The sequence below is a fragment of the Paracoccus mangrovi genome (assembly GCF_042648425.1).
In the GTDB taxonomy this organism is placed as follows: Bacteria; Pseudomonadota; Alphaproteobacteria; order Rhodobacterales; family Rhodobacteraceae; genus Paracoccus; species Paracoccus mangrovi.
This window is the reverse complement of the sequence record NZ_JBHRXJ010000007.1, coordinates 73015-97197: the sequence shown is the minus strand read 5'-3', so window position 1 is coordinate 97197 and position 24183 is coordinate 73015. Positions and strand designations below refer to the sequence as shown.

Genomic DNA, 24183 nt, shown 5'->3' with positions numbered 1-24183 from the left:
TCATACCGGCTCAGGCGCGACCATAGGCCTCGGACATCGCGATATTCATCGCAGCCTCGGGGGTGGTATCGCCCCAGCAGGTCAGCTGGAAACAGGGGTAAAAGCGTTCCGCCGCCATGATCGCATTGCCGATCATCTGGTCGATCTGTTCGGGGCTGGCCATGGCATCGCCCGACAGCACCAGCCCATAGCGCCACACCATAAGCTTTTGCGGCGCCCAGAAGGTGAAGCCGCCATCCCAGACCTGATCATTGGCCAGGTTCAGCACCTCATAAAGCTGGGGCAGGCGGTCGCGGGGCGGATCCATGTCAAAGGTACAGATCAGGCGCAGCACCTCGTCGCGCGGCGACCAGGCCAGGGTGATGGAATAGGTTCGCCATTGCCCCTCGACCGCCATGGCGATCTGATCCTCGGCCAGCCGGTCGAAATCCCATTCGTGATGGGTCGCCACGGTCTCGACAATGTCGATGGGATGGATGTCATCGCTGTGGATGAAGTCACCGATCTGCGTCATGTCCTGCCCCTGCCTGTTTGGCCCCTGCCCGGTGCAGTCCTGCCCGTCCCGAATGGGTCAAGGTTGCCTCAACCCTTGGCCCTGCGGACTACACCCGGCGTAGTTCCCGAAATGTGCCTACAACATATCGTGGTGCGGTTCGATAGGGGTGTAAAGTGAAAATTGGGTTACCAGAGGTTTTTCGCCATTGGAGCGCGGGCTTGACCCAAGCCGCGCAAGACCAGAGAAGACGGGGGCATGACAGGCCGCAACAGGGGGAAACCGATGCGCGATCACGGCGGCGATATCGACAGCGCGGCGCGGCGTTTCGGGCGCGGTGACTGGATCGACCTGTCGACCGGGATCAACCGCCGCCCCTATCCGGCCGCGGCACCCGGCCCGCATGCGATGACGGCATTGCCGACCGGGGCGGATATGGCGCGGCTGCTCGCCGCCGCCAGCGACCGATTCGGCTGTCCCCGCCACGATCTGCTGGCGCTGGCCGGGGCGTCGGCCGCGATCCAGATCCTGCCGCGCGTGTTGAACGGGCAAAGGGCGGCAGTACTGTCGCCCAGCTATAACGAACATGCCGCCAGCCTGCGCGCCGCCGGCTGGCAGGTCGCCGAGCCGCATGATCCAGACGCCCTGAGCGGCGCCGATCTGGCGGTGATCGTGAACCCCAACAACCCCGATGGCCGCGAATACGCCCCCGCGCAGATCGCCCGCATCGCGGCCGGTGTCGGCCATCTTCTGGTCGATGAAAGCTTTGCCGATCCGCGTCCCGATCTGTCGGTGGCACGCGCGCGGCCCGCCAATGTCACGGTGCTGCGCAGTTTCGGCAAGTTCTGGGGGCTGGCCGGGTTGCGGCTGGGCTTTGCCATCGCCGCGCCCGATCTGCTGGCGCGCATGGCCGAACATGCCGGCCCCTGGGCGGTCAGCGGGCCGGCGCTGGAAATCGGGGCGGCGGCGCTGGCCGATGGCGCCTGGGCCGCGAATACCGTCATCTGGCTGGCCGAGGCCGCGCTGCATCTGGATCAGATCGTCACCGCGCAAGGTTGGCGGCTAGAGGGCGGCACGCATCTGTTCCGCCTCTATCATACCCCGGATGCCGGGGCGGCCCAGGACATGCTGGCCCGCGCCGGCATCTGGAGCCGGCGCTTTCCATGGCATCCGCATTGGCTGCGCCTTGGCATTCCCGGCAACCGCGACGAATTCCAGCGCGTCGAGGCCGCCTTTACAGCAGCCGGTTGACATGGCCCATCTTGCGGCCGGGGCGGGCCTCGCCCTTGCCGTAAAGATGGATCTGGGCGCGCGGCTGGCGCAGCAATTCGGGCAGCCGGGCCATATCCTCGCCGATCAGGTTTTCCATCTCGACATCGGCATAGCGCTGACCATCGCCCAAAGGCAGGCCGGCCACGGCGCGGATATGCTGTTCGAACTGGTCGACGGCGCATCCGGCCTGTGTCCAATGCCCGGAATTATGGACGCGGGGGGCGATTTCATTGACCACCAGCCCCTGCGGGGTCACGAAAAGCTCGACCCCCATGACGCCGACATAATCCAGCGCATTCACGATCCGCGCCGCGATCAGCACCGCATCGGTCAACAGCGACTGCGGCAACCCGCAGGGCACGGTCGTGCGCCGCAAAATGCCGTCGCGATGCAGGTTCAGGCCCGGATCATAGGCCGCGACCTGTCCATCCGCGCCCCGCGCGACGATGACACTGATCTCGGCCGAGAAATCGACGAACCCCTCAAGCACCGAAGGGGCGCCGGTCCAGTCGCGCCCGCCCGCATCGTTGAAACGGATCTGGCCCTTGCCGTCATAGCCCATGCGCCGCGTCTTGAGGATCGCGGGCACGCCCAGATCGGCCAGCGCGGCGGGCAGGTCGGCCTCGGTTTCCACGTTGCGATAGGGCGCGGTCCGCAGCCCGATCCCGGCCAGAAAATCCTTTTCCGTCAGCCGGTCCTGCGACACGGCCAGCGTGCGCCGGTTGGGCCGGATCGGACGGATCGATTCCAGCAGATCCAGCGCCGAGGTCGGCACATTCTCGAATTCATAGGTGATGACATCGACCGATTCGGCGAAAGCGCGCAACGCGGCCGCGTCCTCATAGGGGGCGTTCGTCACCGCATAGGCCACATCGCCGGCCGGCGCCGCGGCCGGTTCATAGATATGGCTGCGATAGCCCAGCCGGCTGGCGGCAACCGCCAGCATCCGGCCCAGCTGGCCGCCGCCCAGAATGCCGATGGTCGATCCGGGGGGTAGTTCAGTCATCCTTGGGCTCCTGCGGGATGGAATCGGACAGCGCCTGACGCCAGGCATCCAGCCGCTGGGCCAGCGCGGGATCCCCGATCGCCAGAATGCCCGCCGCCATCAGCCCGGCATTGGCCGCGCCGGCCGCGCCGATGGCCATGGTGGCGACCGGATAGCCCTTGGGCATCTGAACGATGGAATAAAGCGAATCGACCCCCGACAGCGCCTTGGTCTGGACCGGCACCCCGATCACCGGCACCCGCGTCTTGGAAGCCATCATGCCGGGCAGATGCGCCGCGCCGCCGGCACCGGCGATGATCACCCGCAGGCCCCGCGCCACCGCCGTCTTGCCATAATCCCACAGCCGGTCCGGCGTGCGATGGGCGCTGACGATCCGCGCCTCATAGCCCACGCCCAACTCATCAAGGATCGCGGCGGCCTCGCGCATGGTGGGCCAGTCCGACTGACTGCCCATGATGATTCCGACGGGTTTTTCCATGGCAAAGCCCCCTTTTTGTCCCGCCCTAGCGCGCGACGGCCCGTCTTGCAATCGCGGGATCGGCAATCAGGCGATGATGTCGGGGGTCAATTCGTCCTCAAGCCGGGCGATGCGGTCCTTAAGCGCAAGCTTTTGCTTTTTCAGCCGCTGCAAGGTCAGCGAATGGGTCAGGCTTTGGCTGACCAGTGCCTCGATGGCCTCGTCCAGGTCCCGGTGTTCGCGGCGCAGCACCTCCAGCCGGGTGCGGGCGATTTCCTCATGGGACATTTCGTGATGGGCGTTCATGTCGGGCCTCGGGCTGGACTTGCATGCTTATACATGACCACCCCGGCGCTGTTAATGGCTTTGCGCAAATGGGTTAACGATGTTGCCGCATCTTGCGCAATCATCCCGGCGTTCACATATTGTCCCTGTCGGGTCGCCATTCCGGGGTCCGGCCGACAGTCGCTTTGCTGAAAAAGGGCTTGGGAAGAATGACCAAGATCAGTCTGGCCACACATCCGTTCCTTCTGGGCTTTGACCAGCTGGAGCGGCTGGCCGAAAGGGCCGCCAAAGGGGCCGAGGGCTATCCGCCCTATAATATTGAGCATCAGGGCCAGAACGGGTTCCGCATCACCCTGGCCGTGGCCGGGTTTTCCGATGACGATCTGTCGATCACGCTTGAGGATCGCCAACTGGTGATTCGCGGCCGTCAGACCGAACCGGACGAGGACCGCGTGTTCCTGCATCGCGGCATCGCGGCCCGCGCATTCCAGCGCAGTTTCGTGCTGGCCGATGGCGTCGAGGTGGTCAATGCCGGGCTTGAGAATGGGCTTTTGAACATTGATCTGCGCCGCTCGGTGCCCAACTGCATCGTGCAAACCATACCGATCAGCCGCAAATGAAAGGGGATCGAACATGAACGAGAGATTCGAATTCGGCCCGGAAACGGGCAATACCGTCTATATCCGTCGCGTGGCGCTGGACAGCCTGCCCGACGAGATCCGCCAGCAAGTGCCTGATGTGGACGCGCTTTACGCCGTCCATGGCATCGACGGCGAACGTCTGGCGCTGGTCAAGGACCGCAGCCTGGCTTTCATGCTGGCGCGCCAGAACGAGTTGACCCCGGTCAGCGTACACTAAGGCCCCAAGGCTGGCGCTGGCAAAGACCAGCGTTCACACGGGCCTGCGCCGCAGATCGCCCCGCTTTTCGGGACGAGATCACCACGCGGACAGCATGGATGCACCGCCCTTCCCCAGTGGAATGGCGGTGCTGTTTTTTTTCGCGAGGGGCTTTGCGGATCTGCCCTGGGGCGCAATCCTGTCCGGATCGGGCGTCAGGTCGGACCGGACGGCCCGGCCCGGAGCGGGGTCACGGCGCCCAGTCGGAATAGCTGGTCAGGGCATTCAGCAGGCAATGCCGACAGACCTTGCCGCCATACCATTCCGCGAACAGGTCGCGCCGCGCGGGGGGCTTTTCCCCCGGCGCCGTCAGCAGGCCGCCATCGCGGTACGGCACCTCTTTGCCGGTCACCTTATGCCCGCACATCGTCAGATCGCTTTCGGGCAATCGCAGATGCAGCTTGCCCCTTTGCGAGATCAGCGCCAGCCGGCGCTGCATGTCGCCGATGACCATGCCGTTCAAAGGCCCGATCAGCTGGTTCTGCGACGGGCAAAACAGCGCACCCCAGTTTTCACCATCCGGATCGACGTCGATCCGCACCGGCAACAGGTCGTTCACATCCGACAGTTCCCTGTCGGGATAGCGCGGCTCTGCCAGCCCCGCGACCCCCGCCTTGCGGACAACGACGCCATCGGGATCAGCCTCGCTGATGGTGGTGCAGTGATCGTAAAGATCGTCCAGCACACTGCAAAGCACAGCGCAATAAGTTGCATATTGTATATGACCATCCGGAAACCGGACATTTGCCATCCAGGTTGACTCAACCGCCTCCTTTCGACGGAAACGCTACCACGACAGCAATTTAAGACCGCCATCGGGGCCGCACAACGGAATGACTAAAAAGCGAAATTTCCAGGCGCCCGCGCCCGGGTACGATCAGCCGGGCCAGCCGTAACGGGCCAGCATGGCCCTGACCGCCTGATCGTTGCCATCGCCCGCCAGATTGGTCGCGCGCAGGTTCTGCGCCTGCGTTCCCGGCCATTCGGTGATGCGAAAACGGCCGCCGATCTTTTCGGGGCGCGACCCGGCCAGCCGGTGCATCCAGTATAGCCAGACGTCATCGGCCATGGGCGCCAGCGCGCCAAACAGCGCCGCATCGGTCACATCGGGATGGAACACGCCCGGCGCATACAGCACGCCGCCAACCCCAGTCGGAAAGATCAGCGGGCCGGCATCGGGCGCGTCGATATTGCGCTGCCAGTCGTCATAGCGGCGCGGCCGCCCGCCGCCGTCCAGCGTGACGCGATGGGCCCGATGCGCGACGACACCGGCCCCAGCACGGGCGACCAGCGCCGCCAGCCAGTCGGGGCGGTAATAGACGTCGTCATCGGCGGTGGCGATATAGGCATCGGGCGCCTCAAGCAGCGCGGGCACGATCTTTTTATAGCTGCGCCAGTCCGGGCAGGTGCGGATCTCGAGCCCCCGCAGGCGCGCGGCCATGGGCAGCGCGTCCTCATCCCCCTTGGCCAGCCACAGGATCACCCGATCGGCCGCGACCGTTTGCGACATGAGCGCGCGCAGCACCAGATGCAGGCTGCCAAACCGCGCCGGATAGCTGGTCAGGCTGACGATCAGCGGCGCGGGCAGGCCGTGGGGCTGCGACCGGATGTCGCGGGCCATGATCTCGGCCTCGGCGGCGCGGATGCGGCGGGCCTGCTTCCAGCGCCGGAAAGCATCGGCGATCATCCCGCCCAGGCCTTGCGCAGCCAGTCGATATTGCCGATGCGGCGATACCATTTGCTGCCCCGCCCGGCAAAGACGTCCTCCATCTTGGGGGCGCCGGCGAACAGCACGATCCTTGCCCCTTGGGGCAAGACCGGCTCGGAAAGATAGCTCAGCAGATTGCGCGGCACGCAGTCGTTCTTGAAGCTGACGCACCAGCCGCGCGGCCAGTAATGCAGATGTCCGTGCGCGGCCAGCTGCGCCGACTGGAACTGCTGGCTGATCTCGTAATTCGCGGTGGCGGCAGCCGGATCGGCCAGATAGGCGTCCAGAATATAGCTGTGCGCGCCCACCACATAGCGAAAGACCGAGGAATTGCCGACCGAATGCAGGAAACGGTCGCGTTCGGGATTGATCCGGCGCAGGGGCTTGGGCCGGAACAGGTCGTCGTCGCGGATGATGAAATAATCGCCCGGCAGGTCGAAGAACGGCGACAGGTCGTCCACGACCACCAGATCCAGATCCAGAAACAGCGCCGTCATGCCGGCAAACCCGCCCAGATCGGGCCGGAACAGCGCCAGCTTGCGCCAGCGGGTATCGCCATGACCCTTGGGCAGGCCCAGTTCGGGCAGCGGCAGCGCCTCGACCCCCGGATCGATGCCGGCGGTGTCGTCGGTAAAGCAGATGAAGCGATGCGGCCGCGCCAGATGGCGGCCGACCTGCCGGTAAAGGCGGTTCACATCCTCGGCGCCGTAAAGCGCGCCCCATTTCATGGTCAGGATCAGAACGGGCTCGTCGGTCATCGGGCCTCCTTGGGCGTGCATCTTCCGCGATATGCCAAGGGGCCGCGCCGGTCAACGCCGGCGCGGCCCCCTGTTTTCCGTTCGACCGGCTTATTTCAGGCCGATCAGCCCCATCTGCTCCAGCTTGAGCAGCACCTGATGGGCGCAGTGATCGACATCGACGCTTTCGGTGTCGACGCGCAGTTCGGGGTTCTGCGGCTCTTCATAGGGGTCCGAAATGCCGGTGAATTCCTTGATCTTGCCTTCGCGCGCCAGTTTGTACAGGCCCTTGCGGTCGCGGCGTTCGCATTCCTCAAGGCTGGTGGCGACATGCACCTCGATAAAGGCACCGCCGGCCTCGACCATCTCGCGCACGGCGCGGCGGGTTGCGGTATAGGGCGCGATCGGGGCGCAGATGGCGATGCCGCCGTTCTTGGTGATCTCGGACGCGACATAGCCGATGCGCTTGATGTTGATGTCGCGGTGCTCTTTGGAAAAGCCCAGCTCGCTGGACAGATGCTTGCGCACCACATCGCCGTCCAGCAGCGTGACCGGACGCCCGCCCATTTCCATCAGCTTGACCATCAGCGCGTTGGCGATGGTGGACTTGCCCGAACCCGACAGGCCGGTGAAGAACACGGTAAAGCCCTGACGGTTGCGCGGCGGCGAGGTGCGGCGCAGCTGCGTCACCACCTCGGGGAAGCTGAACCATTCCGGAATTTCCAGACCTTCGCGCAGACGGCGGCGCAGTTCGGTGCCGGAAATGTCAAGGATGGTCGCGCCCTCTTCGACTTCGTCGCGGGGCTCATATTGCGCGCGTTCCTGGACATAGACCATCTGTTTGAAATCGACCATTTCGATGCCGATTTCGGACTGGTATTTGCGGAACAGTTCCTGCGCGGCATAGGGATCGTAGAAATCCTGCCCCTGGCTGTTCTTGCCCGGGCCGGCATGGTCGCGGCCGACGATCATATGGGTCAGGCCGTGGTTGCGGCGGATGATGCCGTGCCAGACCGCCTCGCGCGGGCCGCCCATGCGCATGGCAAGGTTCAGCAGCGACAGATGCGTGGTCGCGGCCGGATATTTGTCCAGAACAGCCTCATAGCAGCGCACGCGGGTGAAGTGATCGACATCGCCGGGCTTGGTCATGCCGACGACCGGATGGATCAGCAGGTTCGCCTCGGCCTCGCGCGCGGCGCGGAAGGTCAGTTCCTGATGCGCGCGGTGCAGCGGGTTGCGGGTCTGGAAGGCGACGATGCGGCGCCAGCCCAGCTTGCGGAAATGGGCGCGCAACTCGTTCGGGGTGTCGCGGCGGCCGCGGAAATCGTAATGCGTCGGCTGCTGGATGCCGGTGATCGGGCCGCCCAGATAGACGGGGCCGGCGGTGTTGTGCAGATAGTTCACGGCCGGGTGGGCCACGTCATCGGCGCCGAACACCTTTTCGGCCTCGTTCGATTTGTTCGGGGTCCACTTGTCGGTGACCGACAGAATGGCAAGGATGACGCCTTCCTGATCGCGCAGCGCGATGTCCTGGCCCGGCTCGACCTTGTCGGCGAAGTCCTGGCTGACATCCAGGTTGACCGGCATCGGCCAGATATCGCCGGTGGTCAGATGCATGTCATCCAGCACCGAATTGTAATCGGCTTCGGTCAGAAAGCCTTTCAGCGGGTAGAAACCGCCATTCATCAACAGTTCAAGATCGCAGATCTGGCGCGGGGTCAGATCCCAGGACGGCATGTTGCCGGCCTCGACCTTCAGCTTCTGCGCCGATTCGGCACTGACATAAAGTTCGGGGATCGGGGCGAGGTTTGGCTGGGTCATCGGATACTCGGCGTTATGGGCAGGGCCGGAACAGCTGGCCCTCAAGCGAATAAAAGGAAGGAACGCGTTGTTCGCGCCCTGATTTCGGGCAACGCATTAGCGGTCAAATTTACCGGTTTCAACACATGGCTTTGCCGATTCCGTGCATTCTGTCGCATATCGGCCATGTGTCGCGCATATGGCGTCGAAACGCGTCAAAAGCATGATTTTCCGACCGTCAAGGCGATCCGCGCAGGCATTTTCCGCCCCGGCCGGTCCGGCCGGGACGTTCTTCCATCAGGCCGGCTCAGGCCGGAATTTCGGCCGCATGGCGGTCGGGCGCGCCGGCCATGTCGTGATCGGCAAGCCAGCGTTCGGCATCCAGCGCCGCCATGCAGCCCATGCCCGCGCTGGTCACCGCCTGACGATAGATGTGGTCGGTCAGGTCGCCCGCCGCGAACACCCCCGGGATCGAGGTGCGGGTGCTGCCCGGTTCGACCTTCACATAGCCGCCGTGATGCAGTTCCAGCTGTCCCGCGACCAGCTCGGATGCCGGGGCATGGCCGATGGCCACGAACACGCCATCCGCCGGCACCGTCTGTTCCGCCCCGGTCTTGGTCGAGCGCAGCAGGACCTGGGTCACGCCCAGAGGCGCCTCGTCCCCCTGAACCTCGACCACCTCATGGTCCCAGATCACGCTGACCTTGGGGTTCTTGAACAGCCGCTCTTGCAGGATCTTTTCGGCGCGCAGGCTGTCGCGGCGATGGACCAGCGTCACCTTGCTGGCGAAATTAGTCAGAAACAGCGCCTCTTCCACGGCGGTATTGCCGCCGCCGATCACCATGACCTCGCGGCCGCGATAGAAAAACCCGTCGCAGGTCGCACAGGCCGAAACGCCAAAGCCCTTGAACTTTTCCTCGCTGGGCAGTTCCAGCCAGCGCGCCTGGGCGCCGGTCGCCAGAATGACGGCATCGGCGGTGATGCGGGCGCCCGAATCCAGATGGGCGACAAAAGGCCGCGCTTTCAGGTCCAGTTTCGTGACCGTGTCGATAAAGATGCGCGCGCCCATGGCGCGGGCATGGGCCTCCATCTTGACCATAAGGTCGGGGCCCTGGATCTCGGTCTCGCCGGGCCAGTTCTCGACCTCGGTGGTGATGGTCAGCTGGCCGCCCGGCTGCATGCCCTGGATCAGCACCGGCGACAGCATGGCACGCGAGGCATAGACGGCGGCGGTATAGCCCGCCGGCCCCGACCCCACGATCAGCACGCGGCTATGGGCAGGCAGGGCGGCGGGGGTGGTCTCGGACGCATTCTCGGGCGCGGGCTGGGACATCTGGCAGAACCTTTCACTTTGCCCGGACTAGGTAATCACCCGCGCCCCGTCATGCAATCCGGGCGGAAGCAGCGGTCCATTTCTGAAATATTATTGCGCAAACTGCATCGGCAATGTAGTTTCCGCGAAAAATTCAGGCCACAACCGGCCCGCGAGGAAACGTATGAGCACGACCCGACTGGACGATATCGACCGCAAGATTCTGGCAGAATTGCAAGCCGATGGCCGGATGACCAATGTCGAACTGGCCCGCCGCGTCGGCATTTCCGCGCCCCCCTGCCTGCGCCGCGTCCGCGCATTGGAAGAGATGGGCTATATTCGCGGCTATCACGCCGATATCGACGCCCGCGAAATGGGCTTCGAGGTACAGGTCTTTGCCATGGTGCGCCTGCTCAGCCAGTCCGAAAAGGATCTGGCCGCCTTCGAGGCGCTGGCCCAGGGCTGGCCGCTTGTGCGCGAATGCCACATGCTGAACGGCGAGATCGACTTCATCCTGAAATGCGTCTCGCCCGATCTGTCGAGTTTTCAGCGTTTTCTGACCGAAAGCCTGACCTCGGCCCCCAATGTCGCCTCGGTCAAGACCTCGCTGGTGATCCGCTGTGCCAAGGACGAACCCGGCGTGCCGTTTTCGGTGGTCGAGGAACGCGCCGCCGCCCTGGGCTAGGGCGCGGGGCTGTCGTCGCGCCGATAGGCGGTGTCCAGCAGATAGTCCTTTTTCGGCCCGGTGACGCGGTGGCGGATCGTCAGCCCCGGCTGCGATCCCGGCTGCGATCCCGGCTGCGATCCCGGCGCGATGCGATAGTCCGAACGATAGATATCCTGTCCACAGGGATGGTGCCCCTGTCCGACCCAAGCCCCGTCCGCCCAGCTCAGCGCGACGCGCTGGAACAGCCCCTGCGTCGGGCCGTCGAACAGGATCGTCATCACCGCCCCCTCGATCCGATAGAGGTAATTGCGAAAAAAGCTGAGCTCGCGCCCATCGGGCAGGATCGCCCGCCCCTCTTCGCGATAGCGCAGGCTGTCGGGGGCCAGCGGCTGGAACAGGGCCTCGCCCTGCATGCGCTCGCCGGTCGAGGCATGGCGCTGAAAGCGCCAGCCCCCGGCCAGCGTGTCGTAAAGCCCCTCCGCATCCATGCCTAAAGCACGATCACGCTGATCAACCGCCCGTAATCGGCCTGATGCTGATGGGTGCTGCGCCGGTACGAGAAAAAGCGGTCCGGGTCGGAATAGGTGCAATGGCGGATCCATTCCGCCTCGACCCCGGCATCGCGCAGCCGCATCAGGCCAAAGGCGGGCAGATCGAACATCGGCCGCCCGTTGGGACCTGCGGCGAAAAAGCGCTGGTGGCCGGGATCCTCGGCCAGAAATTCGTCCATGAAATCCTCGCCGACCTCATAGGCGCGCTGGCTGATCGCGGGGCCGATCACTGCCGCGATCCGTGTCGCGCCCAGATCCATCATCGCGCCCACCGTGGCCTCGATCACCCCCGACAAGGCACCGCGCCAGCCGGCATGGACCGCGCCGATCACCCCTGCCTGCGGATCGGCCAAAAGGATCGGCTGGCAATCGGCGGTCAGCACCGCAAGCGCGACCCCCGGCTGATCGGTGACCAGCCCGTCGGCGCGGATTTTCGCGATATCTGCCGGCTGATCGCCCGGCCGGACGGTCACGACATCGGCGGAATGGACCTGATGCACGGTGGTCAGCGCGGCGGGCCCGACCCCCATGGCCACCGCGACGCGGCCGCGATTGATCGTCACCATCTCGGCCTGATCGCTTGAGCCGTAACCACAGTTCAGCCCCGCGAACAGCCCCGAGGACGCCCCGCCGCGACGGGTAAAGAACCCGTGCCGGGCCGGATCAAGCAGCGGGTGGGTCAGAATCTCAAGCGTGGTCTGCATCGTCATCCAAAGGTTCGAAACCAGGGGGTAGCGGCGCCTGCGGCGCCCAGATCGCCAGCGCCTTGAACAGGTGACCCATTTCCCCCGGCGCGGTCAAGCGATGAAGCGCCTGCGCCGCCCCCGCATCGCCCGCCGCCTGCAATCGCCGGGCGCGCTCGGCGATTCCCAGCCGCATCAGCCAGTCGCCCTGTGTCACCATGCGCGAGACACGCGCACCCGCCGCCTGCGCGACCCGGGCCAGCGGCTCGAAATCGACATGCGCGGTCAGATCGGCCTCGCCGGGATGGGCCAGGATATCCTCGGGGCGGTGCCGGCGCAGCGCCTGCAAGGTATCGCCCTGACCGTACCAATTGCCGTAATCGACCCAGATCGCACAGCCGCCGTGACGCGCGACATGGCGCGCGACCCCCGCCACCAGCGGCCCGGCGGCGGGGCAAAGCTCGCGGATCTGGCCAAGGGGGGCGTGGGCGTCCAGATCCAGCCCCGGCTCGGGCGCGCTTAGCGCCAGCCGCAGCCCGCCCGCATCGTCCAGCGCGACGACACGTTCGGCCCAACCGTCGCGCTGGCGCTGGAACTGCCGGATCGGCAAGGCGTCGATCAGTTCATTTGCGATCAGAAACAAGGGGATACGGTCGAAATCCGAGGTGTTTTCGACATGCCGGACATCGCCCAACTTCTGGCGCTGGATCTGGCGCAGATGGGGCGAGGCCTCGACCAGCACGGTCCGGGCCGCATCGGCCATGCCGGGCACCGTGGCGATGACGCGGCGCATATCGGCCATCAGCGTGCCCCGGCCCGGGCCGATCTCGGCCAATGTAAAGGGCGCGGGCCGGCCCTGATCCAGCCAGGATTGCGCCAGCGCCAGCCCCGCCATTTCGCCGAACATCTGGCTGATTTCCGGCGCGGTGGTGAAATCGCCCGCCGCGCCAAAGGGGTCGCGGGTGGCGTAATAGCCATGCTGCGGATGCAACAGGCACAGCCGCATGTATTCGTCCAGCCGCATCGGCCCCGCGGCCGCGATCTGCGCCGCGATCAGCCGCCCCAGCGGCGTCACGGCGCGGCCGGCACCGGCGCGCGCATCCGCGCCCGGATCACAAAGGCCAGCCCGACCACCACCATCGGCAGCGACAGAAGCTGTCCCATGGTCACGCCCCAGACCGGCCCGCCCAGCACATGGCCCAGCGGGTTGTCGGGGGTGATGAACTGGGCATCGGCCTGACGAAAGAATTCGACCACAAACCGCGCCAGCCCATAGCCGATCAGAAAGAGCCCAAGCGCCTGTCCCGGACGGCGCAAGCCCCCCAGCCGGACCAGCGCGAAAAGCGCCAGCGCCAGCACGACCCCCTCAAGCCCGGCCTCATAAAGCTGGCTGGGGTGGCGGGCGCAAAGCCCCTCGACGCCCGGGCAATTCTGTGCCGCCACGCCGGGAAAGATCACCCCCCAGGGCGCATCGGTCGGCCGGCCCCACAGCTCGGCATTGATGAAATTCGCGGCCCGGCCCAGCCCCAGCCCGATGGGCGTCGCCACCGCCAGCGCATCGGCCAGCCGCAGCGCGGGAATGCCGTTTCGGCGACAGAACCACCACGAGGCCAGCACGACCCCCAGAAACCCGCCATGAAAGGACATGCCCCCGCGCCAGATCACCGGAATCTGTGACGGATTCGCCAGATAATAGCCCGGCTCATAAAACAGCACAAAGCCCAGACGCCCGCCCACGACCACGCCCAGAATGACCCAGGTCAGCAATTCCTCGACCTGCTCGGGGCGCATCGGCGCCGCGTCCCCCCACAGCGCCGGTCGGCGCATCAGCATCACCATGATCCGCCACCCGATCAGCAACCCGACCAGATAGGCCAGCGCATACCAGCGCAGCGCAAGCTCGATGCCGAACAGGTTGATGGTGAAAATCTCGGGCGAGATCTGGGGAAAGGGGATCATGGGTTCCTCGTGTCGCGGCGCAGGCTAAGCGGGCGGGCCACAGTGTCAACCGGATGGCAACCGATTGAATAAACGCCCGCGCAAGGCCATATAGACCGCAAACCCGATCCGAAAGGCCCGCCATGAACGCGAATAACCGTTTCTTCGACGATCTCTCGAAATTGATGACCAATGCGATGGGCGTGGCCCAGGGCGCCAAGGACGAGGCCCAGACCGCCTTTAACGGCTGGATCGACCGCTGGCTGGCCGAGCGCGATTTCGTCACCCGCGAGGAATTCGAGGCGGTGCGCGAAATGGCCATCAAGGCACGCACCGAAAACGCCGAACTGCGCGCCCGGCTGGACGTACTGGACGGCAAGTCCGGCGCCGATCAGGGCTGAACCCGGTCCTTGAGCCTGCCCTGCCGGTCGTAAAGCAGCACCTCGCCGGCCTCTGTCACCACGACGACCCAATCACGGGCAAAGGTGACGGCGGCGGGGCGCGCCCCTTCGGGCAGCGCGATCTGATCGGGCAGCTTGGGCAGGGGCGCCTCGGACAGGCGCAGCCACAAAAGCCCCGCGATCACCAGAACGCCCACCCCCATCACCGCCGCAAGCGAGGTCACAAGGATGCGCAGCCAGCGCAGCATCGGCAGCGCTTCCTCTGGCCCCGCTTCACGCTTATCATCCGCAGCCATGGCCGAAATCCTCATCACCATTCCCGAAGGTCCTTCCGAACGGCTTGATAAGGCGCTTGCCGCCGCGGCGCCAGAGCAGGCGGCATTGTCGCGCTCGCGCCTGACCCGGCTTATCGCCGAGGGGGCGGTCACCGGCCCCTCGGGTCCGGTGCGCGACGGCAAGGCGCGGGCCGAGCCGGGCGACTATCTTGTCGTCATCGGCGAGCCGGTACCGCTGGACGCCCAGCCCGAGGCGATCCCCCTCGACATCGCCTATGAGGATGACGAGCTGATCGTGATCGACAAGCCCGCCGGCATGGTCGTCCACCCCGCCCCGGGCGCCAGTTCCGGCACGCTGGTCAACGCGCTTCTGGCGCATTGCGCCGGCAGCCTGTCGGGCATTGGCGGCGCGGCGCGCCCCGGCATCGTGCATCGGATCGACAAGGATACGTCGGGCCTTTTGGTGGTGGCGAAAACCGACCGCGCCCATCAGGGGCTGGCCAGCCAGTTCGCCGATCACAGCGCCAGCCGGCGCTATCTGGCCATCGCGCATGGCGTGATCGACCCCGCCGACGCCCGGCTGCGCGGCCTGCCCGGCCTGAGCTTCGAGGCCGGCGGCACGCTGCGCATAGCCACCATGCTGGGCCGGCATCCGACCGACCGCCAGCGACAGGCGGTCAGCTTTGAACGCGGGCGCGCCGCCGTGACCCGGGCGCGGCTTCTGGAACGTTTTGGCACGCCGCCCGCCGCCATGCTGGTCGAATGCCGGCTGGAAACCGGTCGCACGCATCAAATCCGCGTGCATATGGCCCATGCGGGATTGGGACTGGTCGGCGACCCCGTCTATGGTGGGGCAAGACGCCCCTCGCCCAAGGCGCTGGGGGCGGATGCGGCGGCCGCGATTGCCGATTTTCCGCGTCAGGCCCTGCATGCGGCCGAGCTGGGCTTTGAACATCCGGTCAGCGGCCGGACACTGTCCTTTACCAGCCCGCTGCCATCCGACATGGCGGGGCTTCTTGACAAACTGCGCGACGGCCCGACAAGCGGAGGAACTTGAACCGGACTGATTGCGTTAACAATTACCCACTATAATACGTGGGACAGGGATATGAGACATGGCGAATTACACCAACCTTCCGGCCCCCAGCCCCGAACAGGGGCTGAACCGCTATTTGCAGGAAATCCGTAAATTCCCCCTGCTGGAACCGGAAGAGGAATATATGTTGGCCAAGGCCTGGGTTGATCATGAGGATCCCGAGGCCGCGCAGAAGCTGGTGACCAGCCACCTGCGCCTGGCCGCCAAGATCGCCATGGGCTATCGCGGTTACGGCCTGCCCCAGGCCGAAGTCATATCCGAGGCCAATGTCGGCCTGATGCAGGCGGTCAAGCGGTTCGATCCCGAAAAGGGCTTTCGCCTTGCGACCTATGCCATGTGGTGGATCCGCGCCTCGATCCAGGAATATATCCTGCGGTCGTGGTCGCTGGTGAAAATGGGTACGACCTCGGCGCAGAAAAAGCTGTTTTTCAACCTGCGCAAGGCCAAGTCCAAGCTGGGCGCGCTGGAAGAGGGCGATCTGCGGCCCGAAAACGTCGCCCAGATCGCCAATGACCTGAATGTCAGCGAGCAAGAGGTCATCGACATGAACCGCCGGCTTTCGGGGGGCGATGCCTCGCTGAATGCCACGGTCGGGTCGGGCGACGGCGAATCCACCGCGCAATGGCAGGACTGGTTGGAAGACGAGGACGCGAACCAGGCCGAGGCCTTTGCCGAAGCCGATGAAATGTCGGCGCGGCGCGCGATGCTGATCGCCGCCATGGACGTGCTGAACGACCGCGAAAAGGACATCCTGATGGAGCGGCGGCTGCGCGACGATCCGATGACGCTTGAGGATCTTTCGGCCCGCTATGACGTCTCGCGCGAACGGATCCGCCAGATCGAGGTGCGCGCCTTTGAAAAGCTGCAAAAGCGGATCCGTGACCTTGCGCGCGAGCGCGGCATGGCGGTCCCCGAAACCGTCTGACCGCAAATTGCGGCAGCCCCTGACCCCGCACATGATCGCACCGCCCTGCCCCGACGACGGGGTGGGGCGGACAGCTTTTGGACGCGGTGCCGGTCTTTCGGGACCGGAATCGCACCGGGGCGCGAACACCGCCGCCCCTGCCCCCCAGCGGATCGAAGTTCGGCGCCGGACGCGGCACATATCGGGGATTGCCCTGCGCAAACAGATCGCTGGCCTTGTTGACCATGGCCGAGCGTGGCTTAAGCTTGGCGCGGGGCAGCAGGAATCGATGGCCCGGTCATGACGGCGCTGAATCAATATCAACGGCTGGAGGCGGCAGGGATCTGGCGCGAGACGCCGCAATCCAAGGCGCGCGATGTCATCGTCTCGTTCGGCGATGCGACATTGGTGCTGACGGATCCGCGCTCGGAAACGCCGCTGGCGCATTGGTCGCTGCCTGCCGTGACCCGCAGCAATCCCGGCAAGATGCCCGCGCGCTATGTCCCGGGCGGCATCGACGCGGATGAGCAGCTCGATATCGAAGACGAGCTGATGATCACCGCGATTGAGCGCGTTCATCGCGCGATCGAGGCCAGCAAGCCCCATCCCGGACGTCTGCGCGGCGGGTTGATGCTGGGGGCTGCCGCGATCATGGCGGTGCTTGCGATATTCTGGGTGCCGCCGGCGCTGGTCCGGCACGCGGCCAATGTGGCCCCACCGGCGCAACGGGCCGAAATCGGCCGGATGATCCTCTCGGAGATCGCCAAGACCACCGGAAATCCCTGTGCCCGCCCGGCCGGCGATATGGTGCGCAACAAGCTGGCGGCGCGGCTGATCGGCCCCGATGCCCGGATCGAGATCGTGCCGGCCACCCTGCGCGGTGCCTTGCAATTGCCGGGTTCGATCATCGTCATCGGTGAGGATCTGGTGGCGGGTCAGGTCACCCCCGAGGCCGCAGCCGGCCATATTCTGGCCGCGCGCGCAGCGGCGGTGCAAAGCGACCCGCTGCTTGCCGCGCTGCGCTATGCCGGCCCGCGCGCGACGTTCCAGTTGCTGACCAACGGCACCCTGCCCGAGAAATCGCTGGCGGGATATGGCGAAAAGCTGTTGGCCGATCCCGTTCCCCGGCCGGCGGATGAATTGCTGTTGAGCTATTTCACCCGCGCGGGCCTGCCAAGCGAACCCTATGCCCGTTCGCTGGATCCCACGGGCGAGGCGACGCTGGGCCTGATCGAGGCGGATCCCTTTCGGACCACCACGCCCCGGCCGGTGCTCAGTGATCGCGAATGGATCGCCTTGCAGGAAATCTGCGCGCAATAGGCCGGTCGCAGTTTTCGCATCAACAGCCAGATGGCCCGGCGAAGTCCCGGACGCGGCCTGCTTTGCATTTAAGGCCCTATATCTCGGGCCCATCTTGACCTAATCCGGTATGCTGTCCGGATTTTTCTGTCCGGTGCGACCTGTCCGGTTTCACCTATCCTGCCGGCGCCGTCTGACATAATCTGTCAGATACGCGCCCGTCCAGCACTGGCATGTCTGGTTTGCGCCCTGCAAACATCCAACCAGCGCGGTCCGCAGTCCAGCCATTGGATGGAAATCACAGGCCTGCTTGATCCCCGACCGCCCCAACCCACGACCGTCCGATCCGCTGGGCTTGCGCGCGCCAGCCGCAGGCATCGGCCCCAAGCGGACCCGCACGCCATATTATCAGACACCGCGATATCGCCCCACGACCCTCCTGTGCGGTACGTAGTCATGAGGCGAAAACACCGCTAACGCGGATAGGCGTCGCGGAATCCGGCGCGGCGGATCGAGTCCAGCGCTCTGACAATCGTCTCGCGGTCGGAAAAGGGGCCGGCCAGGATGAACTGCACGTTGCGGCCGCCAACCTTGCCCTGTCCGCGCATGACCGGATAGCCCATACGCGCGACCACCTGCGCGGCACGATCCGCATTGGTCATATCCGCATAGGTGCCGAACTGGACATAGCGTGCGCCCGGCGGAATCAGCCCGGGACTGGCGGGCGCTGTGGGTTTCGATGCGGTGGCGGCCGGGGCCTTTGGTGCTGCTAGGGTTTTCGCAGCATTGACTGCTTTCGGCGTCTGGGGCGTCGCAGGCCCGGGATGCGCTGCTTTCGGCGTGTTGACGACAGGCTTGGCCGGCTGTTTGGTCGCTTTCGCCGTGGATTTAGCCGTGGACTTATCCGGGGATTTGGCCTGCTGCGCCTTAGCAGAGGTCGGGCGCGATCTATCGGCCGCAGCCACGGTATCCGCCTTTTTCGGCACCGGCACGGATGCGACGGGCGGCTTGGCCTCTGTCCCGGTTTTCGCGGGGGCGGCGACTTTTTCGGCGGTCTCGGAAGCATCGCGTGCGACGGCGGATTTCGCATCGGCCTTTCGCACCTCGCCTAGCGGGCGCACGAAGCTCAGGCGCGACAGGTCCGACTCTGGCAGGGTGCTGCAATAGCCCTGGCTTGGATCGCTGCCGAGAGCCGAGGCCCCGGCCTTGTCGTCATAGCCCAGAAGCTGGCAAAGCCTGCGATTGGGCTGCAACGCCTCGCCCATATTGTTGCGCACGGTCGGAGCGGCAGCCAGCGCGGCCTTTAGCGCATCGACCGGCGCGGTCGAGGTGGGCTCTGGTCCAAAATCGGGCAGCGTTTCCATCGGCGTGGGATCGTTCGCCAATTCACCGGGGCGCAGATTGGTCAGCACGGTTTCCGACAACGCCTGTTCCAAGAGCTCGGCACGGCTGCGGCCCGCATTCGGATCCAAAGCCCTGAGACGCGGTTTTCCATCAAGGCCGCGCGCCGACAATGTCGGGGGATAGCCGCAGATCGGCGAGCCATCGCGTGACAGGCGCGGCAGCCAGCCGCCCGCCTCGTCCCGCAGAAAGACGCAACCGCTGCTGTCGATATACTGTCGCGCGACAAGATCGGCCGGAGGATCCTCGGCCGGGCGCAGATCCGAGGCCAGAGCCAGCCCTGGCCCCAGCACCAGAAAGATCACCCAGCGCATCAGTCGCATCACCCAATCCCCGATTCGGTCCTTTCGACCGGTGATAGGGCACAAGCTCTGAAGACCCGGTTAACGCGGCATTATTTCGTCCCGAACATACGGTCGCCCGCATCGCCCAGACCGGGCACGATATAGCCATGCTCATCCAGACGCTCGTCCAGCGCGGCGGTGACGATCGGCACATCGGGATGGGCATCGCGCATCCGCGCCACCCCTTCGGGCGTGGCCAGAAGGCACAGAAAACGCAGGTTTTTCGCCCCCGCCTTTTTCAACAGATCAATGGCCGCGACCGAGGAATTTCCAGTGGCCAGCATAGGATCGACGACGATGGTCATGCGGGCATCCAGCTCATTCGGGACCTTGGAATAGTATTGCACGGGCTGCAAGGTTTCGGGGTCGCGATAAAGGCCGACAAAACCCACGCGCGCCGCCGGGATCAGTTCCAGAATCCCGTCCATCAGACCATTACCGGCCCGCAGGATCGAGATCAGCGCCAGCTTCTTGCCCTCAAGCATGGGGGCGTCCATTTCGGCCAGCGGAGTCTCGATGCGGACCGTGGTCATTTCCAGCTCGCGCGTGATCTCATAAGCCAAAAGCAGGCTGATTTCGCGCAAAAGCCTGCGGAAACTGGCGGTCGAGGTGGTTTTCTCGCGCATCAGGGTCAGCTTGTGCTGCACCAGCGGGTGATCGACGATGGTCAGATGCGGTTGCGTCATGTCAGGTCCTTTCGCAGGCGTGTCTTGGTGTCTTCGTCGCAGAATGCCGCATCGACCGCCCAGAGATTCATCTGGCGGAAGTCATCCCCGGACCAGCCGAAATTGTCAGCAAGCATCTGATATTCATTGGAAAGATTGGTATGGAAAAACGGCGGATCGTCGGTCGAAACGGTCACCCGCACGCCGGCATCGAGAATGCGCGCGATGGGATGTGCGGCCCAGCCCGCAACCGCGCCCAGCGCCACGTTCGATCCGGGACAAACCTCAAGCGTGACCTGACGCGCGGCCAGTTCGCGCAACAGCCCGGCATCCTCGGCGGCGCGGATGCCGTGGCCGATACGGGTCACACCCAAAGACAGCGCGTCGCGGATCGTGTCGGGGCCGCCCCATTCGCCGGCATGCGCGGTCAGGCCCAGCCCTGCCTCGCGCGCGCAATCATAGGACCAGGCGAAATCGCGCAGGTTCCCCGCATCCTCGGCACCACCGATCCCCAGCCCGGTCACCCAGCCCCCGGCGGTTTCCGCCGCGCAGATCGCGGTCTTGCGGGCGCGTTCGGGGCCGAAATGGCGGATCGCGGTCAGAATGGCGCGGCTGTCGATGCCGTCGCGACGGGCGGCCTGCGCGGCCTCGTCCATGGCGGCCAGATAGTCGCGCCAGGCGGACAGATCGCCGCCGCCGCAAAACTCGGGCGAGACGAAAAGCTCGGCATAGATCGCGCCATGTTCGGCGGCCTGGGCCAGCACCTCGGACAAGAGCCGGGCATAGTCGCGCGGGCTGGTCAGGACCGAGGTCGCGGCCTCATAAACCCGCAAGAAATCGTGGAAGCCTTTGTAATCATAGGCGCCTCTGGCATCAAAGATGCCGTTCAGATCCTGTCTTTTTTCCGCCGCAAGCGCCCGGATAAAGGCAGGCGGCGCGGCGCCTTCGATGTGCAGATGCAGCTCGACGTTCTTTTGCGCGGTCATAGAAAGGACTTTCCGGGGCCGACGGGCGGCAGGTCAAGATGCGCCGCGACCGAGGCGGCGATATCGGCAAAGCCGACCTGCCCGACGGGGCGCAGGCCAAGGCCCCAGCCCAGAACCGGCACGCGTTCACGGGTGTGATCGGTGCCCGACCAGCTGGGATCATTGCCGTGATCGGCGGTAAAGATCGCCAGATCGCCGGGCCGCAGCCGGGCCAGAAAGGCGCCGGCCACGCCATCGAACCATTCCAGCGCCGAGGCATAGCCCGCCACATCGCGGCGATGGCCATAAAGGCTGTCGAATTCGACGAAATTGGCAAAGATCAGGCTGCCGGGACCCGCCTCATCGGCAAGCGCCAGAAGCTGGCCCGCCAGATCGGCATCCGATGCCCCCTTGTGCAGTTGCGAGATGCCGCGATGGCTGAAGATATCGCCGATCTTGCCCACGGCATGGGTTCGGTGCCCGGCGCCCTGTGCCACGTCCAGAAGCGTCGGCGCGGGCGGCGCGATGGCATAGTCGCGCCGGTTCGGGGTGCGGGCGAAACTGCCCTCGGCCCCCAGAAAGGGCCGCGCGATGACCCGGCCCACGCGCAGCGGATGCACCATCGCCGCGACCTCCTGGCACAGGCGATAAAGCCGGTCGAGGCCAAAGGCCTGTTCATGCGCTGCGATCTGCAACACGCTGTCGGCCGAGGTGTAACAGATCGGCCAGCCGGTCCGCAGATGCTCGGCCCCCAGCCGGGCGATAATCTCTGTCCCCGAGGCATGTTCGTCGCCCAAGATCCCCCCGGTTCCGGCGGCGGCGGCGATGCGGGCGCTTAGATCGGGCGGAAAGGCCGGATGCGCATCGGGAAAATAATGCCAGTCCCAGGGCACCGGCACACCGGCGATTTCCCAATGCCCCGAGGGGGTGTCCTTGCCACGCGATATCTCGGTCGCGCAACCCCAAAGGCCCTGCGGGCTGGCGTCCAGACCCGGCGCATCCGCGCCACTGGCCAGACGGATCGCGGCGCCAAGGCCCAGAGCATCCAGATGCGGCAGATGCAGCGGATGGCCCGCCGCCGCCCGCGCCTGCGCGATATGGGCCAGCGTATTGGCGCCGGTATCGGGGCGGGCATCGTTGAAATATTCGGCCGCATCGGGGGCGCCGCCAATGCCCACGGAATCCATCACGATCAAAAAGGCCCGGCGCGAAGCGTCGGCGCGGGGCGCATGGGGATCAGTCGTCATGCGATACCTCGCTGCGGATCAAGGGGCCGGAAACCGGGCCTTCGCCCAGCAGATAGGCCGACTGGACCGAGGCCACGGCAGCCTCGGCCGCCGGCAGGGTCGCGGCATGCACAAAGCCCAGCGGCCGCCCCTCGCCGGCCTCTTCGCCGATGCGCAGCAAATCCGCAAGCCCCACACGCGGGTCGATGCGGTCGCCGGCATAGAGCCGCCCGCCCCCAAGCGCCACCACCGCATGCCCCAGCGCCTCGGTGTCGATGGCGGCGACGCGGCCACGGCCCGGCACCGGCAGGATCACCGGCGCCGCCGGCAGATAGCGGTCGGGATGTTCCAAAAGATCCGCGGGACCGCCCTGCGCCGCGATCATGCGGGCGAAACGCTCGGCCGCCGCGCCGCTCTCCAGCGCCCGTTCGGCGCCATCCGCCAATCCCGCAAGCCGCAGACAGGCCGAGGATAGCGACAGCGACAGATCGCGCAGCGCCCCCCGCCCGGTCCCGTTCAGCACGGCGATCGCCTCGCGCAGTTCCAGCGCATTGCCGGCGGCCCGCGCCAGCGGCTGATCCATATCGGTGATATAGGCGCGGGCGCGGCAACCGGCACCCTCGGCGGTAGAGACCAGCGCCCGGGCCAGCGCCTGCGCCGCATCCATGCCGCGCAGAAACGCCCCGCTGCCCTGTTTGACGTCCAGCACCAGCGCGTCGAGCCCCGCCGCCAGCTTTTTGGACAGGATCGAGGCGGTGATCAGGTCGATGGATCCCACGGTCGCGGTTTCGTCCCGGATCGCGTAAAGACGCGCATCGGCAGGGGCCAGATCGCGCCCGGCGGCGACGATGGCGCAGCCCTGATCGGCGACGATGCGGCGAAATTCATCCTCGGGCAAGGCGGCGCGAAAGCCGGGCGCGGCCTCAAGCTTGTCCAGCGTGCCGCCGGTATGGCCCAGTCCCCGCCCCGAAATCATCGGCACATAGCCGCCGCAAGCCGCAACCAGGGGCGCAAGGATCAGGCTTACGGTATCGCCGATGCCGCCGGTCGAATGCTTGTCGACAACCGGCCCCGGCAGATCCCAGCGCATGACATGCCCGCTGTCGCGCATCGCCCGCGTCAGCGCCACCCGCCCCCCCGCATCCAGCCCGCGCGTCAGCACCGCCATGGCGAATGCACCGGCCTGCGCATCGCTGACCGATCCGTCGGCCAGACCGCCCGCGATCATCCGCGCACCATCCCCGTCAAGCCCGCGCCCGTCGCGGATCCCGGCGATCACGGGGCGCGGATCGGCCTGGCTCATTCCACGCCCGACATATGGGAAATGTCGAACCGGCCCGGCAGCAATTCACCAATGGTCGTGGCAAGCGTCACGCCCCCCGTCGTCGCCAACAGCACCGGCGTGTCGGCACGGCCGAATTCGGCCAGCTTCTGGCGGCATCCGCCGCAGGGGGGGACGGGGCTGGGGCTGTCGGCAATGACGGCGACCTCGATCAGCTCGGTCTCGCCGCTGGCAACCATAAGCGCGATGGCCCCGGCCTCGGCGCAGGTGCCCTCGGGATAGGCGACATTCTCGACATTGCAGCCCTGATAGATCCGGCCCGAGGCACCGCGCACCGCCGCGCCCACCTTGAACCGGGAATATGGCGCATAGGCGCATTCACGCACTTCGCGCGCGGCATCCACAAGCGGCATTCCGACCCCTTTTTCGTTTCGGCCCGGCCGGCCATGGCGCGGGGCGATCATTCCTTGCATCCGATTTTGCGCCCGCGCCCGATCCGATGCAAGTGCGCAGCAAACC

Annotated in this window: 28 protein-coding genes; 8 read left to right on the top strand and 20 right to left on the bottom strand. The window is 65.9% G+C overall.

Annotation, left to right across the window (positions count from 1 at the left end):
* Window positions 1-10: 10 nt before the first annotated feature.
* The gene (locus tag ACFOMH_RS11125) at window positions 11-514 is read right to left on the bottom strand and encodes a type III secretion system chaperone family protein (RefSeq protein WP_377744517.1); all 504 of its coding nucleotides are present in this window, start codon (window positions 512-514) and stop codon (window positions 11-13) included.
* A gap of 264 nt (window positions 515-778) precedes the next feature.
* Between ACFOMH_RS11125 and cobD the strand changes: the two genes are divergently transcribed.
* On the top strand, window positions 779-1744 hold the full coding sequence (gene cobD, locus ACFOMH_RS11120; protein ID WP_377744516.1) for a threonine-phosphate decarboxylase CobD: 966 nt from the start codon (window positions 779-781) through the stop codon (window positions 1742-1744).
* On the opposite strand, the gene ACFOMH_RS11115 is transcribed toward cobD, so the two are convergent.
* The 3 genes from ACFOMH_RS11115 to ACFOMH_RS11105 all read right to left on the bottom strand — a co-directional run bounded on the left by ACFOMH_RS11115 (window position 1728) and on the right by ACFOMH_RS11105 (window position 3534).
* Window positions 1728-2771: a 5-(carboxyamino)imidazole ribonucleotide synthase gene (locus ACFOMH_RS11115; RefSeq protein WP_377744515.1), complete on the bottom strand. Its 1044-nt coding sequence runs from the start codon at window positions 2769-2771 to the stop codon at window positions 1728-1730. The genes cobD and ACFOMH_RS11115 overlap by 17 nt on opposite strands.
* The gene (gene purE / locus ACFOMH_RS11110) at window positions 2764-3249 is read right to left on the bottom strand and encodes a 5-(carboxyamino)imidazole ribonucleotide mutase (protein ID WP_374422951.1); all 486 of its coding nucleotides are present in this window, start codon (window positions 3247-3249) and stop codon (window positions 2764-2766) included. The genes ACFOMH_RS11115 and purE overlap by 8 nt, the downstream gene beginning before the upstream one ends.
* Window positions 3250-3315: 66 nt before the next feature.
* Entirely contained in the window at window positions 3316-3534 is a 219-nt protein-coding gene (locus ACFOMH_RS11105) for a YdcH family protein (RefSeq protein ID WP_374422949.1), read from the bottom strand.
* Between the two features lie 188 nt (window positions 3535-3722).
* Here ACFOMH_RS11105 and ACFOMH_RS11100 point away from each other — a divergent pair, with 188 nt between their 5' ends.
* Complete coding sequence (locus tag ACFOMH_RS11100) at window positions 3723-4133, top strand: Hsp20 family protein (protein ID WP_377744513.1); 411 nt, start codon at window positions 3723-3725, stop codon at window positions 4131-4133.
* Window positions 4134-4146: 13 nt separating this feature from the next.
* A complete protein-coding gene (locus tag ACFOMH_RS11095; RefSeq protein ID WP_377744512.1) occupies window positions 4147-4371 on the top strand; it encodes a DUF1150 family protein in 225 nt (74 codons plus the stop codon).
* 229 nt (window positions 4372-4600) lie between these two features.
* On the opposite strand, the gene ACFOMH_RS11090 is transcribed toward ACFOMH_RS11095, so the two are convergent.
* From ACFOMH_RS11090 to trxB, 5 genes are all read right to left on the bottom strand, one after another.
* Window positions 4601-5107, bottom strand: a complete 507-nt coding sequence (locus tag ACFOMH_RS11090; RefSeq protein ID WP_377744510.1) for a hypothetical protein — start codon at window positions 5105-5107, stop codon at window positions 4601-4603.
* Between the two features lie 180 nt (window positions 5108-5287).
* Window positions 5288-6097, bottom strand: coding sequence for a glycosyltransferase family 2 protein (locus ACFOMH_RS11085; protein WP_377744509.1), 810 nt, complete (start codon window positions 6095-6097; stop codon window positions 5288-5290).
* Window positions 6094-6876 (bottom strand): hypothetical protein, encoded by a 783-nt coding sequence (locus ACFOMH_RS11080; protein ID WP_377744508.1) that lies wholly within the window; start codon window positions 6874-6876, stop codon window positions 6094-6096. The genes ACFOMH_RS11085 and ACFOMH_RS11080 overlap by 4 nt, the downstream gene beginning before the upstream one ends.
* A 90-nt stretch (window positions 6877-6966) precedes the next feature.
* Window positions 6967-8676: a bifunctional sulfate adenylyltransferase/adenylylsulfate kinase gene (locus ACFOMH_RS11075; RefSeq protein ID WP_377744506.1), complete on the bottom strand. Its 1710-nt coding sequence runs from the start codon at window positions 8674-8676 to the stop codon at window positions 6967-6969.
* A gap of 286 nt (window positions 8677-8962) precedes the next feature.
* A complete protein-coding gene (gene trxB / locus ACFOMH_RS11070; RefSeq protein WP_374422937.1) occupies window positions 8963-9988 on the bottom strand; it encodes a thioredoxin-disulfide reductase in 1026 nt (341 codons plus the stop codon).
* 163 nt (window positions 9989-10151) lie between these two features.
* Here trxB and ACFOMH_RS11065 point away from each other — a divergent pair, with 163 nt between their 5' ends.
* A complete protein-coding gene (locus ACFOMH_RS11065) occupies window positions 10152-10652 on the top strand; it encodes an Lrp/AsnC family transcriptional regulator (RefSeq protein ID WP_374422935.1) in 501 nt (166 codons plus the stop codon).
* On the opposite strand, the gene ACFOMH_RS11060 is transcribed toward ACFOMH_RS11065, so the two are convergent.
* The 4 genes from ACFOMH_RS11060 to lgt are packed head-to-tail and all read right to left on the bottom strand — an operon-like array spanning window position 10649 to window position 13827.
* Window positions 10649-11122 carry a DUF6314 family protein gene (locus tag ACFOMH_RS11060; RefSeq protein ID WP_377744504.1) on the bottom strand — a complete coding sequence of 158 codons (474 nt, stop codon included), beginning with the start codon at window positions 11120-11122 and terminating at the stop codon, window positions 10649-10651. The two genes, ACFOMH_RS11065 and ACFOMH_RS11060, sit on opposite strands and share 4 nt — an antisense overlap.
* Before the next feature lie 2 nt (window positions 11123-11124).
* Complete coding sequence (gene pgeF, locus ACFOMH_RS11055; RefSeq protein WP_377744502.1) at window positions 11125-11889, bottom strand: peptidoglycan editing factor PgeF; 765 nt, start codon at window positions 11887-11889, stop codon at window positions 11125-11127.
* A complete protein-coding gene (locus tag ACFOMH_RS11050; RefSeq protein WP_377744500.1) occupies window positions 11873-12943 on the bottom strand; it encodes a class I SAM-dependent methyltransferase in 1071 nt (356 codons plus the stop codon). The genes pgeF and ACFOMH_RS11050 overlap by 17 nt, the downstream gene beginning before the upstream one ends.
* Window positions 12940-13827: a prolipoprotein diacylglyceryl transferase gene (lgt, locus tag ACFOMH_RS11045; RefSeq protein ID WP_377744498.1), complete on the bottom strand. Its 888-nt coding sequence runs from the start codon at window positions 13825-13827 to the stop codon at window positions 12940-12942. The genes ACFOMH_RS11050 and lgt overlap by 4 nt, the downstream gene beginning before the upstream one ends.
* A gap of 122 nt (window positions 13828-13949) precedes the next feature.
* Between lgt and ACFOMH_RS11040 the strand changes: the two genes are divergently transcribed.
* Window positions 13950-14207: an accessory factor UbiK family protein gene (locus ACFOMH_RS11040; RefSeq protein WP_377744497.1), complete on the top strand. Its 258-nt coding sequence runs from the start codon at window positions 13950-13952 to the stop codon at window positions 14205-14207.
* Here ACFOMH_RS11040 and ACFOMH_RS11035 read toward each other — a convergent pair.
* Entirely contained in the window at window positions 14198-14503 is a 306-nt protein-coding gene (locus tag ACFOMH_RS11035) for a DUF6476 family protein (protein WP_374422926.1), read from the bottom strand. The two genes, ACFOMH_RS11040 and ACFOMH_RS11035, sit on opposite strands and share 10 nt — an antisense overlap.
* Between ACFOMH_RS11035 and ACFOMH_RS11030 the strand changes: the two genes are divergently transcribed.
* From ACFOMH_RS11030 to ACFOMH_RS11020, 3 genes are all read left to right on the top strand, one after another.
* Complete coding sequence (locus tag ACFOMH_RS11030) at window positions 14502-15539, top strand: RluA family pseudouridine synthase (protein WP_377744495.1); 1038 nt, start codon at window positions 14502-14504, stop codon at window positions 15537-15539. The two genes, ACFOMH_RS11035 and ACFOMH_RS11030, sit on opposite strands and share 2 nt — an antisense overlap.
* Window positions 15540-15597: 58 nt before the next feature.
* Window positions 15598-16503, top strand: coding sequence for an RNA polymerase sigma factor RpoH (gene rpoH / locus ACFOMH_RS11025; RefSeq protein ID WP_374422922.1), 906 nt, complete (start codon window positions 15598-15600; stop codon window positions 16501-16503).
* A gap of 279 nt (window positions 16504-16782) precedes the next feature.
* On the top strand, window positions 16783-17802 hold the full coding sequence (locus ACFOMH_RS11020) for a hypothetical protein (RefSeq protein ID WP_377744492.1): 1020 nt from the start codon (window positions 16783-16785) through the stop codon (window positions 17800-17802).
* Window positions 17803-18254: 452 nt separating this feature from the next.
* Here ACFOMH_RS11020 and ACFOMH_RS11015 read toward each other — a convergent pair whose 3' ends face one another.
* From ACFOMH_RS11015 to ACFOMH_RS10990, 6 genes are all read right to left on the bottom strand, one after another.
* Window positions 18255-19505: an SPOR domain-containing protein gene (locus tag ACFOMH_RS11015; RefSeq protein WP_377744491.1), complete on the bottom strand. Its 1251-nt coding sequence runs from the start codon at window positions 19503-19505 to the stop codon at window positions 18255-18257.
* A 71-nt stretch (window positions 19506-19576) separates the two neighbouring features.
* Window positions 19577-20212, bottom strand: coding sequence for a uracil phosphoribosyltransferase (gene upp / locus ACFOMH_RS11010; RefSeq protein ID WP_374422918.1), 636 nt, complete (start codon window positions 20210-20212; stop codon window positions 19577-19579).
* Window positions 20209-21177, bottom strand: a complete 969-nt coding sequence (locus ACFOMH_RS11005) for an adenosine deaminase (RefSeq protein WP_377744489.1) — start codon at window positions 21175-21177, stop codon at window positions 20209-20211. The genes upp and ACFOMH_RS11005 overlap by 4 nt, the downstream gene beginning before the upstream one ends.
* Window positions 21174-22403, bottom strand: coding sequence for a phosphopentomutase (locus tag ACFOMH_RS11000; RefSeq protein WP_377744487.1), 1230 nt, complete (start codon window positions 22401-22403; stop codon window positions 21174-21176). Before ACFOMH_RS11000 ends, ACFOMH_RS11005 begins: the two co-directional genes overlap by 4 nt.
* The gene (locus ACFOMH_RS10995; protein WP_374422913.1) at window positions 22393-23685 is read right to left on the bottom strand and encodes a thymidine phosphorylase; all 1293 of its coding nucleotides are present in this window, start codon (window positions 23683-23685) and stop codon (window positions 22393-22395) included. The genes ACFOMH_RS11000 and ACFOMH_RS10995 overlap by 11 nt, the downstream gene beginning before the upstream one ends.
* Complete coding sequence (locus ACFOMH_RS10990; RefSeq protein ID WP_374422911.1) at window positions 23682-24077, bottom strand: cytidine deaminase; 396 nt, start codon at window positions 24075-24077, stop codon at window positions 23682-23684. The genes ACFOMH_RS10995 and ACFOMH_RS10990 overlap by 4 nt, the downstream gene beginning before the upstream one ends.
* Window positions 24078-24183: the final 106 nt, after the last annotated feature.